We start from the raw sequence: 13,582 nt of genomic DNA on the forward strand, positions 1-13,582 counted from the left end.
AAACGCCCAAGGAAAGGTATCTGCGATGCAATTGAAAGACGTAGCCGTTCTCATCACCGGCGGTGGCTCGGGCCTCGGTGCCGCGACCGCTCGCGCCATGGCGGCCAAGGGCGCCAAGATCGGCGTGATCGACCAGAGCAAGGAAAACGCCGAGAAGGTCGCCACTGAGGTGAAGGGCGTGGCGCTGCATGCCGACGTCACCAGCGAGGAGCAGATCAAGGCTGCGATCGCGAAAGCAGAAGCCGCGCACGGTGTCGCGCGCGTGCTGATGAACTGCGCCGGCATCGGCGGCTCGCAGCGCATCGTCGGTCGCGACGGTGTCTATCCGCTGGAAAAGTTCGCGCGCATCATCAACGTCAATCTGATCGGCACCTTCAACTGCCTGCGTCTATTCGCCGAGCGCCTCGTCACGATCGAGCCGGTCGGCGAAGAGCGCGGCGTCATCATCAACACGGCCTCGGTTGCGGCCTACGAAGGCCAGATCGGCCAGATCGCCTATTCGGCGTCGAAGGGTGGCGTCGTCGGCCTGACGCTGCCGGCCGCGCGCGATCTCGCCAGCCAGAAGATCCGCGTCAACACCATCGCGCCCGGCCTGTTCTTCACGCCACTGCTGATGGGCTTGAACGAAGAGGCCCGCAAGAGCCTGGGCGCCCAGGTGCCGCATCCCTCGCGTCTCGGTGACGCCGCCGAATACGGCATGCTCGCGGTGCACATCGTCGAGAACCCGATGCTGAACGGCGAGACCATCCGCCTCGACGGCGCCATCCGCATGGCGCCGCGGTAACGCGCTTTCTTCCTTCTCCCCTTGTGGGAGAAGGTGGCGCGAAGCGCCGGATGAGGGGTTTCTCTCCGCGATCTCATCTGCGGAGACAGACCCCTCACCCAAGCGAGTATGTGGCTAGCGATGTACATGCCCTCTCCCACAAGGGGAGAGGGCGCAGCAATCGGCGCCGCGACCCGCGGCTAGCACGAGGCCCCATGTCCCAACCGCTGCTGATCGAGCACAACGACGGCGTCGACCGGGTGACGCTCAATCGGCCCGAGCACCTCAACGCGCTCGATCCCGCGCTGATCGATGCGCTCAACACCTATTTCCAGGGCCTGCAACGCAATCGCGACACGCGCGTCGTCGTGCTCAAGGGCGCCGGCAAGAATTTTTGTGCCGGCCTCGATCTCAAAGCAGCGGTGGCGCGCCGGGCCGGACAGCAGGAGCCGCCCGGCGTTACGGAGGCGCTGGATTCCCAGCGCCGCATCGCCGACATCGTGATGCTGATGCGGCGCTGTCCGCAGCCGATCCTTGCGCTGGTGCAGGGCGCCGCGGCCGGCGGCGGCTTTGCGCTGGCGCTGGCCTCCGACATCCGCATCGCAACGAGATCGGCGCGGATGAACTGCGCCTTCATCAAGCTCGGTCTCGGCGGCTGCGACATCGGCACCAGCTATTTCCTGCCGCGCCTCGTCGGTGTCTCCGTCGCATCCGAGCTGATCCTCACCGGGCGCTTCATCGGCGCCGAGCGCGCGCTCGCGGTCGGCCTCGTCTCGGAGGTCGTGGACGAGGACAAGCTCGATGACGCGGCCGAGCCTTATGTCGAGGCGATGATGACGGCCTCGCCCGTGGGCCTGCGGCTATCCAAGGAATGTCTCAACATGAGCGTCGATGCCGGCTCGCTCGAAGCGGCGATTGCGATGGAGGATCGCAACCAGGTCCTGTGCAGCCGCTCGGAAGAGTTTTCGGAAGGCATCAGGGCCTTCCTTGAGAAGCGAAAGCCTGTCTATATCAGGCGCTGAACGATCAAGATCCGCAAAGGACAATAATTCCGGGAGACGCAAAATGAGTGGAAGCGCGGCGGAAGTGATGACGAAGCCCGCCTTTCGCAAGGTTCAGTGGCTCGCGCGCGACATCAAGGTCGAGCGCCGCGGCGACGGCACGGTGGTGCTGAAGTCGCGCATTCCGCTGCAGCCTTACGAGAAGCACATCCCGGCCTCGCTGGCGAAATGGGCCAAGGAAGCACCCGAGCGCATCTGGCTGGCGCAGCGTGGCGGTCCGAACCGCGAATGGCGCAAGGTGTCCTATGGCGAAGCCAAGCGCATCGTGGACGCGCTGACGCAAGGCCTGCTCAATCTCGAACTCGACGGCCGGCCCGTCGCGATCCTCTCCGGCAATTCGATCGAGCATGCGCTGATGACGCAGGCTGCGATGCAGGCGCGCGTCCCGGCAGCGCCGGTGTCGCCGGCCTACTCGTTGATGAGCCACGATCACGTCAAGCTCAAATACCTGTTCGACCTGATCAAGCCGGCCGTGGTGATGGTGCAGGACGGCCCGACCTTCGAGAAGGCGCTGAAGGCGCTCGACCTCAGCGGCGTCACCGTGGTTCACGTCGCGCGGCCCTGCGAGGGCATCAAGAGCGTCAGCTTCGCCGAGCTTGCGGCCACGCCTGTTACCGCTGATGTCGAGGCCTCGATCGCGAAGATCAGGCCGCAGACCGTCGGCAAGCTGCTGTTCACGTCAGGCTCGACCGGCATGCCCAAGGCCGTCATCAACACGCAGGAGATGATGTGTGCCAACGCGGCGATGATGATGCAGGTGCGGCCGCGTGATCCCCACGGGCCGATCTCGACCATGCTGGACTGGATGCCCTGGAACCACACCATGGGCGGCAACGCGGCGTTCCACCCGATCCTGGTCGACGGCGGCACGCTCTATATCGACGACGGCCGGCCGATGCCGGGCCAGTTCGAGGAGACGCTGCGCAATTTGCGCGAGATCTCGCCGACCTATTACGCCAACGTGCCCGCCGGCTACGCCGCGCTCGCAGCCGCCATGGAGAAGGACGATGCGCTCTGCCGCTCGTTCTTCAAGAATCTCTCGATCATGGCCTATGGCGGCGCGCGCCTGCCCGACGATCTCTATGAGCGCATGCAGGCGCTGGCGGTGAAGACCACCGGCGAGCGCATCGTGTTCTATACCGGCTGGGGCTCGACCGAGACCGCGCCGACCTCGACCGGCACCTATTGGGACACCGAGCGCGTCGGCCTGATCGGCCTGCCGTTCCCCGGCGTGGATCTGAAGATGGTGCCGTGCGGCTCGAAATACGAATTGCGGCTGCGCGGCGTCAACGTCACGCCCGGCTATTTCGGTCAGCCGGAGCTGACGAAGAAGATGTTCGATGAGGAAGGTTTTTACTGCATCGGCGATGCCGGAATCTTCGTCGACGATTCCGATCCGGTGCAAGGCATCATCTTTGCCGGCCGCGTGGTGGAGGACTTCAAGCTCACCACCGGCACGTTCGTTCATGTCGGCTCGCTGCGGACCGATGCGATCGCTGCCGCAACGCCGGTCGTGCACGACGCGCTGGTCGCGGGTCAGGACCGCCCGTTCATCGGCCTCTTGGCCTGGCCGAACCTGCACGCCTGCCGCCAGCTCGTCGGCAATCCAGATCTGGGCTTTGCCGATGCGGTGAAGCATCCCGAGGTGATCGCCTGCTTCAGGCGTGGCCTGGAAGCGCATAACCGGGAGTGCGAAGGCGCCAGCAGCCGTGTCATCGCACGCGCGATGCTGATGGTCGAGCCGCCCTCGATCGACGGTAACGAGCTCACCGACAAGGGCTACATCAACCAGCGCGCCGGCCTCGAACGCCGCGCCGCGCTGGTGGAGCGGCTCTATGCGGACAAGCCGGATGAAGATGTGATCGTGCTGCGATGACGCACCGCTCTCTCAACTCGTCATTCCGGGGCGCGCGCAGCGCGAGCCCGGAATCCATCAGGCCGCATAGGCGCGGCGAAATGGATTCCGGGCTCGCCGCTACGCGGCGCCCCGGAATGACGGCATCAATACCAGCGACAAACAATAAGAGGTAAGCCGCCATGAACTTCGATTTCTCCGACGATCAAAAGCAGCTCCGCGACCAGGCGCGCAAGTTCCTCGCGGAAAAATGCTCGCCCAAGGCGGTGCGAATCGTGCTCGACGGCAAGGCGCCTTACGACAAGGAGCTGTGGAAGGGCCTCGCCGAGATGGGTTTTCTCGGCGTCGCCATTCCGGAAGAGTTCGGCGGCGCGGGTGCGGGCCATCTCGAGCTGTGCGTGATCGCGGAGGAGATGGGGCGGGCCAATGCGCCTGTGCCGTTCTCTTCGACCGTGTACCTCGCCGCCGAAGCGCTGCTGATCGCGGGCAGCGACGCGCAGAAGAAGAAATGGCTGCCCGCGATTGCTGCCGGAGAGGCGATCGGCACGCTGGCGCTGTTCGAGGGCAAGGGCAATCCGTCGCCGAAGAACGTCAAGCTGACGGCTGCGAACGGGGTGCTCAATGGTGTCAAGAAGCCGGTCGCCGACGGCGGCATCGCCGACTTCGCGGTGGTCGCCGCACGCACCGGATCGAGCGGGCGCGACAACGACATCTCGCTGTTCCTGGTCGATCTCAAGGCCGGCGGCGTCGACGTGAAGAGCCTCACCAATCTCGATCCGACCCGCGGACAGGCCGAGATCACCTTCAAGGACGCCAAAGCCGAGCCGCTGGGAGCTGCCGGCGAAGGCTGGAGCATCCTCACCCAGGTGCTCGACCGCGCCGCCGTGCTGTGCGCGTTCGAGCAGGTCGGAGGTGCTGATCGCGCCTTGGAGATGGGCCGCGACTACGCGCTGGACCGCATCGCCTTCGGTCGGCAGATCGGCTCCTTCCAGGCCGTCAAGCACATGCTCGCGGACATGTACGTGTCGGCGACGCTGGCGCGCTCCAACAGCTATTACGGCGCCTGGGCGCTCTCGACCAATGCGGCCGAGCTGCCGGAGGCTGCCGCCGCCGCGCGCATCAGCGCGACGCAGGCGTTCCAGCACTGCGCCAAGAACAACATCCAGGTTCACGGCGGCATGGGTTTTACCTGGGAGTTCGACTGCCACATGTACTACCGCCGCGCCAACGCCATGGCGCTGGGCCTCGGCAGCCTGTCCTATTGGGAAGACCAGTTGATCGACCGGATGCGGAAGAAGAACGCGGCGTGATGACAGGTGCGTAGGGTGGGTTAGCCGAGCGGATTGCGCGAAGCGCAAGTCGCTTGGCGTAACCCACCTCTTCTTCCGATTTGGAAACCAAAGAGGTGGGTTACGCCTTCGGCTAACCCACCCTACGAAATGCGAGAGAGTTGCCATGAACTTCGACGACACCCCGCAGGAAGCCGAGTTCCGCGCCACGGCGCGCGCCTGGATCAGCGCGAACGCGCCCAGGCAATACGAGGACGAGTTGCGCAAATCCTCGCTCGGCCGCACCGTGCTCAAGAACGCTGACATTCTCGAGGTCGCAAAGGCCTGGCAGAAGAAAAAGGCCGACGCCGGCTGGGCCTGCCTGCACTGGCCAAAGGAATATGGCGGCCGCGGTTCATCGCCGATCGAACGCGTGATCTGGCAGCAGGAGGAGGGGCCGTTCGGCCAGCTGTCCCGCATGTTCATCATCGGCCACGGCATGTGCGGGCCGACCATGATGGCGTTCGCGCGCGAGGAGCATAAGCGCAGCTATCTGCCGCCGCTCGCCTCCGGCGAGAAGGTCTGGTGTCAGCTGTTCTCCGAGCCCGCCGGCGGCTCGGACGTCGCGGGCTTGCGCACGCGCGCGGAGAAGGACGGCGATGACTGGGTGATCAACGGACAGAAGATCTGGACCTCCGGCGCACATTATTCCGACTACGGCATTCTGCTCACCCGTACCGATCCGACCGTGCCCAAGCACAAGGGCCTCACCATGTTCTTCCTGGACATGAAGAGCCCCGGCGTCGAGGTGCGGCCGATCAAGCAGGCGAGCGGCGCCTCGGATTTCAACGAGGTCTATTTCACGAACGTGCGCATCCCCGACCATCAGCGCCTCGGCGAGGTCGGTGACGGCTGGAACGTGTCGCTGACCACGCTGATGAACGAGCGCAGCGCGATCGGCGCGGCCGTCTCGACCGGTTTCCCGGAATTGTTCGAGTATTGCTCCAGCCTGATGCTCGACGACGGCCCGGCGATCGAGGATCGCGCGGTGCGCTCGAAGCTGGCGCACTGGGCGGTGAAGGCAAGCGGGCTGAAGTACACCAGCATGCGCGCGATCTCGGCGCTGTCGAAAGGCGAGCGGCCGGGGCCGGAAAACTCCATCGGCAAGCTGGTGGCGGGCTCCATGATCCAGGACGTTGCGACCTACGCGCTGGATCTGCAGGGCGCGGCCGGCGTCGTCAGCGGCGAGGATGGTGAGCTGGCCGGCCGTTTCCAGGCCATGCTGCTGCGTGCGCCGGGCACCCGCGTCGAGGGCGGCACCGACGAGATCATGCGCAACATCATCGCCGAGCGGGTGCTGGGGCTGCCCGGCGATATCCGTGTCGACAAGGACGTGCCGTTCAACAAGATCCCGACGAAGGGAAGAGGCTGAAATCGTAGGGTGGGCAAAGGCGCGGTACGCGCCGTGCCCACGTATTCTATCGAGGGAAGGCGGTGGGCACGCTTCGCTTTGCCCACCCTACGCACCGCGCAAGGATTGAGAGGTCCGCCATGAATTTCGACGATACCCCGCAGGAAGCAGCATTCCGCGAGACCGCGCGCAAATGGATCGAGGCCAATGCGCCTAGGGAGTTGCATGCCGAGCTGTCGAAATCCTCGCTCGGCCGCATTCGCCTTGCCAATCACGACATCGTCGATGTCGGCAAGGCCTGGCAGAAGAAGAAGTTCGAGGGCAATTGGGCCTGCCTGCACTGGCCCAAGGAGTATGGCGGCCGCGGTGCTACGCCGATCGAAAAGGTGATCTGGCAGCAGGAGGAAGGCGTTTACGGCAAGCTGACCCAGCCGTTCCAGATCGGCGAAGGCATGTGCGGCCCGACCGTGATGGCGTTCGGCAGCGAGGACGCCAAGCGCCGTTACTTGCCGAAGCTGGCTTCGGGCGAGGAGATCTGGTGCCAGCTGTTCTCCGAACCGTCCGCCGGCTCGGACGTCGCGGGCCTGCGCACGCGCGCGGAGAAGAATGGCGACAATTGGGTCGTCAACGGCCAGAAGATCTGGACCTCGGGCGCGCATTATTCCGACTATGGCCTTTTGATCGCGCGCACCGATCCGAACGTGCCCAAGCACAAGGGCCTCACCATGTTCTTCCTGGACATGAAGAGCCCCGGCGTCGAGGTGCGGCCGATCAAGCAGGCCAACGGCATGCAGGAGTTCAACGAGGTCTATTTCACCGACGTGGTGATTCCCGATAGCCAGCGGCTGGGCGCCGTCGGCGACGGCTGGAACGTATCGCTGACCACGCTGATGAACGAGCGCATGTCGATCGGCGCGCGGCTCGCGACCGGCGTGCCCGAGATGTTCGAGCTCTGCTCCAACCTGATGCTGGAGGATGGCCCGGCCATCGATGATCCGGCCGTGCGCTCGAAGCTCGCGAGCTGGGCGGCCAAGTCGAACGGGCTGAAATACACCAGCTACCGCACGATCTCGGCGCTCTCGAAAGGCGAGCGGCCGGGCCCGGAGAATTCGATCGGCAAGCTGGTCTCGGGCATGATGCTGCAGGACATCGCGACCTACGCCATGGACCTGCAGGGCGCGGCCGGTGTTCTCACCGGCAACGACGAGGAAACGGCCCAGGGCCAATTCCAGCAGATGCTGCTGTCCTCGCCCTCGATGCGCATTGCCGGCGGCACCGACGAGATCCTGCGCAACATCATCGCCGAGCGCGTGCTGGGCCTGCCGGGCGACATCCGCGTCGACAAGGACGTGCCGTACAACAAGATCCCGACCAAGGGGCGGTGATCGCGCGCCGCGCGGCTATCCCGGTTGGGCAAAGGCGCCAAGCGCCGTGCCCACCCTTGCCTGTTGCTCACTCCATCCCGATCGTCGTCAGGTCCTGGAACCAGTGCTGAGCCTGCACGAACTGCTTGATCTTCGGCGACAGCGCGTGCGGGTTGGTGTCGTGGACGACCCAGACCAGCACGGCGTCGTCGACGATCAGCGCGTGCGCCTGCGCCAGCAATTGGTCCTGCTTGGTGCTGTCGAAAGTCTGCTTGGCCTCGTCGATCAGCGCGTCGACCTTCGGATTCTTGTAGCCTCCCCAATTGACGCCGACCGGCGCGATCTGGCCGGAATGGAAGAAGCGGACGATGGCGTAGAGCGGATCCGAGGTCACATAGGCGATGTTGTTGGAGGTGATGCCGGCGTTCATCTCGTCCGCCGCGCCCTTGCGCCAATGCGTATAGAGCGTCTCCAGCTCGACCACCTTGAAGTCGATCTCGATGCCGATCTCCTTGAAGCTTTGCTGCAGGAATTCGTTCATCGGCAGCGACAGCATCTGGCCGGTGCCGCCCTGCGCGATGATGAAGGTGGTCTTCAGCGGCTTTGCTTTGGAATAGCCCGCTTCCTCCACCAGCTTCTTGGCGGCAGCGAGATCATATTTCAGCTCGAAGCTTGGCTTGCCGAACCAGGGGCTCGACGGGTCGACCTGGCCCTTGGCGGGCTTGGCAAGGCCGTTCATCAGGCCGACGACTTCGTCGCGGTTGATCGCAAGGTTCAGCGCCTTGCGCAGGCGGATGTCGGTCCAGGGCGAGCCCGGCAGCACGCTGAGGTGATAGTTCCAGACATGCGGCGTGACGTTGTCGACCAGCTTCATGCCGGCCGCCTTCAGCTGCGGCACGGCATCCGGCGCCGGCGTCTCGATCAGGTCGACTTGCCCGGCGAGCAGCGCGTTGGTGCGCGTCAGTGCTTCCGGCATCGGCACCAGCACGATCTTGTCGACCTTCGGAATGCGCTTCTTGTTCCAGTAGTCCGGATTCTTGGCTAGCTCGGCAAGCTCGCGCGGCACCAGTTTGGTCAGCTTGAATGGACCGGTTCCGGAGGGCTGGCTGGCGAACTTGTCCCAGTCCTTGCCGAGCTTTTCATATTGCGCCGGGCTCGAGACCAGGAACCACAGCATCTGATAGGGAAAGAAGGAATCGACCGTCTTGGTGGTGATCTCCACCGTGAAGTCGTCGATCTTGGCGTAGCTGGCGACGGAGGGGAGGCGGGTCTTCACCTGCGCGCTCTGCCGCTTGTCGAATTGCGGCGCCTTGTCGTTGAGCACCTTGTCGAGATTCCAGATCACCGCATCGGCGTTGAACTCGCTGCCGTCGTGAAACTTCACGCCCTTGCGTAGGGTGAACCGCCACTTCGTCTTGTCGGCATCGTCGACCTTCCATTCGGTGGCGAGGCCCGGCACCAGCTTGCCGGGGCGATCGGCAACGTCCATCTCCCAGGCCACCAGCGGATCGTAGATCGTATAGGCCGTGAACTGATAGGCGCCGGCGCCGCGATCGGGCTGGCCGGTGGTGAGCGGAATGTCCGCCATCGAGATGCCATAGCGCACAACGGTTTCGGCGCGCGCCGAGATCGCGGAAACTGCCAGCGCAAGCACGGCGAGACAGGTCGATAGACGAATACGCATGGCCCAAAGCTCCCAGGGGATTTCGGGGCCAAACTTGCAATCTTGATGCCAGAATAGGCAGCCGGGCTGCTCTGTCTTCAATCGATCACAAGGACTTGTCGTCGCAGGCGCAATTCGCAGAAAAAGTTTCTCCTTGGCATAGCCATTGCATACGATTGCATCAAAATTAATCATCGAAAGCCGAAGAAGGATCGAGGCGATGCTTATCAAGAACAAGAAGACACGGGCGGCGCTGATCGCGCTCTTGGCGCTGGGCAGTGCGGCCGCATGGCCGCGCGTGGTAGTCGCGGAAACTGTGCTGCGCATCGGCATGACCGCTGCCGATATTCCGCGCACCCTCGGCCAGCCCGATCAGGGGTTTGAGGGCAACCGCTTCACCGGCCTCACCATGTATGACGCGCTGACCAGCTGGGATCTGTCCTCGGCGGACAAGCCCAGCGTGGTGATCCCCGGCCTTGCCACCGAGTGGAAGGTCGATGATGCCGACAAGACCAAATGGACCTTCAAGCTGCGCCCCGGCGTCACCTTCCATGACGGCTCGCCGTTCAACGCCGACGCCGTGGTGTGGAACGTCGAGAAGGTGCTGAAGCAGGATGCGCCGCAATTCGACGCCAGCCAGGTCGGCGTCACGGCCTCGCGCATGCCGACTCTGGCCTCCGCGAGGAAGATCGACGACATGACCGTCGAGCTCACCACCAAGGAGCCCGACAGCTTCCTGCCGATCAACCTCACCAATTTGTTCATGGCGAGCCCGGCGAAGTGGCAGGCCTTCTACGACAAGGCCGAAGGCGCGGACGCCAAGGCGAAGTCGCAAGCCGCATGGACCGCGTTCGCCAAGGACGCCTCGGGCACCGGCCCGTGGAAGATGGCGAGCTTCACGCCGCGCGAGCGGCTCGAGCTGGTCAAGAACGCGAGCTACTGGGACAAGGCCCGCGTGCCCAAGATCGACAAGATGGTGCTCTTGCCGATGCCGGAAGCTAACGCGCGCACCGCGGCGCTGCTGTCCGGCCAGGTCGATTGGGTCGAAGCGCCGGCGCCGGACGCGCTGCCCGAGCTCAAGCAGCGCGGCTTCAAGCTCTACGCCAATGAGCAGCCGCATGTCTGGCCGTGGCAGTTCTCCCGCGTCGAGGGTTCGCCCTGGAACGACATCCGGGTGCGCAAGGCGGCGAACCTCTGCGTCGACCGCGAAGGCCTCAAGGACGGCCTGCTCGCCGGCCTGATGGTGCCGGCGTCCGGCACCTTCGAACCCGGCCATCCCTGGCGCGGCAAGCCAAGCTTCGAGATCAAGTACGACAAGGCGGCTGCGCAAAAGTTGATGCAGGAGGCCGGCTACGGTCCCAACAAGAAGCTGACCGTGAAGACGCAGACGTCTGCGTCCGGCTCGGGCCAGATGCAGCCCTTGCCGATGAACGAATACCTCCAGCAGGCGCTGGCCGAATGCTATTTCGACGTAAAGCTCGACGTCATCGAGTGGAACACGCTGTTCACCAACTGGCGTCGCGGCGCCAAGGATCCCAGTGCCAACGGCTCGCACGCGACCAACGTCACCTATGCGGCGATGGACCCGTTCTTCGCGCTGGTGCGCTTCCTGCAATCGGGCATGGCACCGCCGGTCTCGAACAATTGGGGCTTCATCAACAACCCCAAGTTCGACGAGCTGGTGAAGAAGGCGCGCCAGACCTTCGATCCCGCCGCGCGCGACGCCGCGCTCGCCGAGCTGCACGCCGCTTCCGTCGATGATGCCGCCTTCCTCTATGTGGCCCACGACGTCGGCCCACGCGCGATGAGCCCGAAGGTGACAGGCGTCGTGCAGCCGAAGAGCTGGTTCATCGACTTCTCGCCGGTGTCGATCGCGCAGTAATTCGCGCCGCGCACTCGCTGCACCCTCTCCCCTTGCGGGAGAGCGTGGCTTCGCTTTAGCGAAGCCGGGTGAGGGGTCTCTCTCCGCGGATGTCCCTTTCGCGTCGTAACGACTGTATCCGGGGATAGAACCCCTCATCCGGCGCTTCGCGCCACCTTCTCCCACAAGGGGAGAAGGGAAGAAAAGAACCAAACGTGCTCGCCTATACCGCCAGACGCATTGTCTACGTCGTCCCCATCGTCATCAGCGTCGCGCTGGTGTGCTTCCTGCTCGTGCACATCACGCCGGGCGATCCGCTGGTTGCCGTGCTGCCGGCCGATGCGTCGCAGGAGCTCGCCGCGCAGCTGCGCGCCGCCTATGGCTTCGACCGGCCGCTGCCGGTGCAGTTCGGCCTGTGGCTGCTGCGTGCCCTTCATGGCGATCTCGGCAATTCCATCGCGACGGGGCGTCCGGTGCTGGCCGAGGTCATGCGCGCGGTCGGCAACACCGTCACGCTCGCGATTGCCGCCGCCATCATCGGCTTCACCATGGGCATCCTGCTCGGCCTGATCGCCGGTTATTTCCGCGAGACCTGGGTCGACAAGGTCGCGACCTCCTTTGCCATCGCCGGCGTCTCCGTGCCGCATTACTGGCTCGGCATGCTGCTGGTCATCATCTTCTCGGTCCAGCTGAACTGGCTGCCCGCGGTCGGCGCCGGGCCCAGCGGCTCCAACTCCTGGGCCTGGGACTGGGCGCACCTCAAATATCTCGTGTTGCCGGCGATCACGACCTCGGTGATCCCGATGGGCATCGTCACCCGCACGGTGCGCGCGCTCACCGGCGATATCCTCAGCCAGGACTTCGTCGAAGCACTGCGTGCCAAGGGCCTGCGCGAAACCGGCGTGTTCCGTCACGTCATCAAGAACGCCGCGCCCACCGCGCTCGCGGTGATGGGGCTGCAGTTGGGTTATATGCTCGGCGGCTCGATCCTGATCGAGACCGTGTTCTCCTGGCCGGGCTCGGGCTTCCTGCTCAACTCCGCAATCTTCCAGCGCGACCTGCCGCTGCTGCAAGGCACGATCCTGATCCTGGCGCTGTTCTTCGTGTTCCTCAATCTCCTGGTCGACATTGCCCAAGCCGCGATCGACCCGCGCATCAAGCGGGGCTGATGGCATGAGCCCAGCTGTCGCCACGCAAACGGTGCGCTCCCTCCCCCGCCTGCGGGGGAGGGTCGGGGAGAGGGTGTCTCCGCAATCGAGAACCCCCAAGAGGCGAAAGCCCTCACCCGCGCCTGCGGCGCGACCTCTCCCGCAAGCGGGAGAGGTGCACCGCCTTCCGGGCTTGCATCGATTGAAACAATGCGCACCGGGAGCCAGCCGATGAGCGAGCTTCCGTTGTCCGCCACCGCCGATGCCGCGCTGCAGGCCGCGCCCGCCACCAAGGCGCGGGGCTATTGGGCGACCGTCGGCCGCCGCATCATGCGCGACAAGGTCAGCATGGCCTGCGCGCTGGTGCTGCTGCTGATCTTCCTCTCCGCGATCCTCGCGCCGTGGCTCGGTCTCGAAGACCCCTACAAGGGTTCGATGATCCGCCGCCTCCGCCACATCGGCACCACGGGCTATCCGCTCGGCACCGACGAGCTCGGCCGCGACATGCTGGCGCGGCTGATCTATGGCGGCCGGCTGTCGCTGGTGATCGGCATTTTGCCGGTGATCCTGGCCTTCTGCATCGGCACCTCGCTCGGCATCATTGCCGGCTATGTCGGCGGCAAGCTCAACACCGCGATCATGCGCACGGTGGACGTGTTCTACGCCTTCCCCTCGGTGCTGCTGGCGATCGCGATCTCCGGCGCGCTCGGCGCCGGCATCCTCAATTCCATCGTGGCGCTCACCATCGTGTTCGTGCCGCAGATCACCCGCGTCGCCGAGAGCGTCACCACGGGCGTGCGCAACATGGACTTCGTCGAGGCGGCGCGTGCCTCCGGCGCGGGCGCCTTCACCATCATGCGCGTGCACATCCTCGGCAACGTGCTGGGCGCGATCTTCGTCTATGCCACCAGTCTCATTTCGGTCTCGATGATCCTGGCGGCCGGCCTGTCCTTCCTCGGCCTCGGCACCAAACCGCCGGAGCCGGAATGGGGCCTGATGCTCAACACCCTGCGCACCGCGATCTACGTCAATCCTTGGGTCGCAGCCTTGCCGGGCGCGATGATCTTCGCAGTCTCGATCTGCTTCAATCTCCTTTCGGACGGCCTGCGCAGCGCCATGGACATCAGGAACTAGAGATCATGATGCGCAAGCACACTGTCGCGGCGTCCTCCGTACACCTCTCCCCGA

At 64.8% G+C, this 13,582-nt stretch carries 10 protein-coding genes; 9 read left to right on the top strand and 1 reads right to left on the bottom strand.

The window, feature by feature from the left end:
* Positions 1-25 precede the first annotated feature (25 nt).
* From DCG74_RS08195 to DCG74_RS08220, 6 genes are all read left to right on the top strand, one after another.
* Complete coding sequence (locus DCG74_RS08195; protein WP_122400817.1) at positions 26-784, top strand: SDR family NAD(P)-dependent oxidoreductase; 759 nt, start codon at positions 26-28, stop codon at positions 782-784.
* Positions 785-978: 194 nt separating this feature from the next.
* On the top strand, positions 979-1,785 hold the full coding sequence (locus tag DCG74_RS08200) for an enoyl-CoA hydratase/isomerase family protein (RefSeq protein WP_172787011.1): 807 nt from the start codon (positions 979-981) through the stop codon (positions 1,783-1,785).
* Positions 1,786-1,828: 43 nt separating this feature from the next.
* Positions 1,829-3,700: an AMP-binding protein gene (locus DCG74_RS08205; RefSeq protein ID WP_172787012.1), complete on the top strand. Its 1,872-nt coding sequence runs from the start codon at positions 1,829-1,831 to the stop codon at positions 3,698-3,700.
* A 161-nt stretch (positions 3,701-3,861) separates the two neighbouring features.
* The gene (locus tag DCG74_RS08210; protein ID WP_172787013.1) at positions 3,862-4,989 is read left to right on the top strand and encodes an acyl-CoA dehydrogenase family protein; all 1,128 of its coding nucleotides are present in this window, start codon (positions 3,862-3,864) and stop codon (positions 4,987-4,989) included.
* 145 nt (positions 4,990-5,134) lie between these two features.
* Positions 5,135-6,379, top strand: a complete 1,245-nt coding sequence (locus DCG74_RS08215) for an acyl-CoA dehydrogenase (protein ID WP_172787014.1) — start codon at positions 5,135-5,137, stop codon at positions 6,377-6,379.
* 119 nt (positions 6,380-6,498) lie between these two features.
* Positions 6,499-7,743, top strand: a complete 1,245-nt coding sequence (locus tag DCG74_RS08220) for an acyl-CoA dehydrogenase (RefSeq protein ID WP_172787015.1) — start codon at positions 6,499-6,501, stop codon at positions 7,741-7,743.
* A gap of 67 nt (positions 7,744-7,810) precedes the next feature.
* On the opposite strand, the gene DCG74_RS08225 is transcribed toward DCG74_RS08220, so the two are convergent.
* Positions 7,811-9,406 carry an ABC transporter substrate-binding protein gene (locus DCG74_RS08225; RefSeq protein ID WP_172787016.1) on the bottom strand — a complete coding sequence of 532 codons (1,596 nt, stop codon included), beginning with the start codon at positions 9,404-9,406 and terminating at the stop codon, positions 7,811-7,813.
* 199 nt (positions 9,407-9,605) lie between these two features.
* Between DCG74_RS08225 and DCG74_RS08230 the strand changes: the two genes are divergently transcribed.
* The 3 genes from DCG74_RS08230 to DCG74_RS08240 all read left to right on the top strand — a co-directional run bounded on the left by DCG74_RS08230 (position 9,606) and on the right by DCG74_RS08240 (position 13,528).
* Positions 9,606-11,267: an ABC transporter substrate-binding protein gene (locus DCG74_RS08230; protein WP_172787017.1), complete on the top strand. Its 1,662-nt coding sequence runs from the start codon at positions 9,606-9,608 to the stop codon at positions 11,265-11,267.
* Positions 11,268-11,461: 194 nt separating this feature from the next.
* Positions 11,462-12,415, top strand: a complete 954-nt coding sequence (locus tag DCG74_RS08235) for an ABC transporter permease (protein ID WP_172787018.1) — start codon at positions 11,462-11,464, stop codon at positions 12,413-12,415.
* A 210-nt stretch (positions 12,416-12,625) separates the two neighbouring features.
* Positions 12,626-13,528 carry an ABC transporter permease gene (locus DCG74_RS08240; RefSeq protein WP_057028343.1) on the top strand — a complete coding sequence of 301 codons (903 nt, stop codon included), beginning with the start codon at positions 12,626-12,628 and terminating at the stop codon, positions 13,526-13,528.
* The last annotated feature ends 54 nt before the right edge of the window (positions 13,529-13,582 follow it).

Source organism: Bradyrhizobium sp. WBAH42 (assembly GCF_024585265.1).
GTDB lineage: Bacteria > Pseudomonadota > Alphaproteobacteria > Rhizobiales > Xanthobacteraceae > Bradyrhizobium.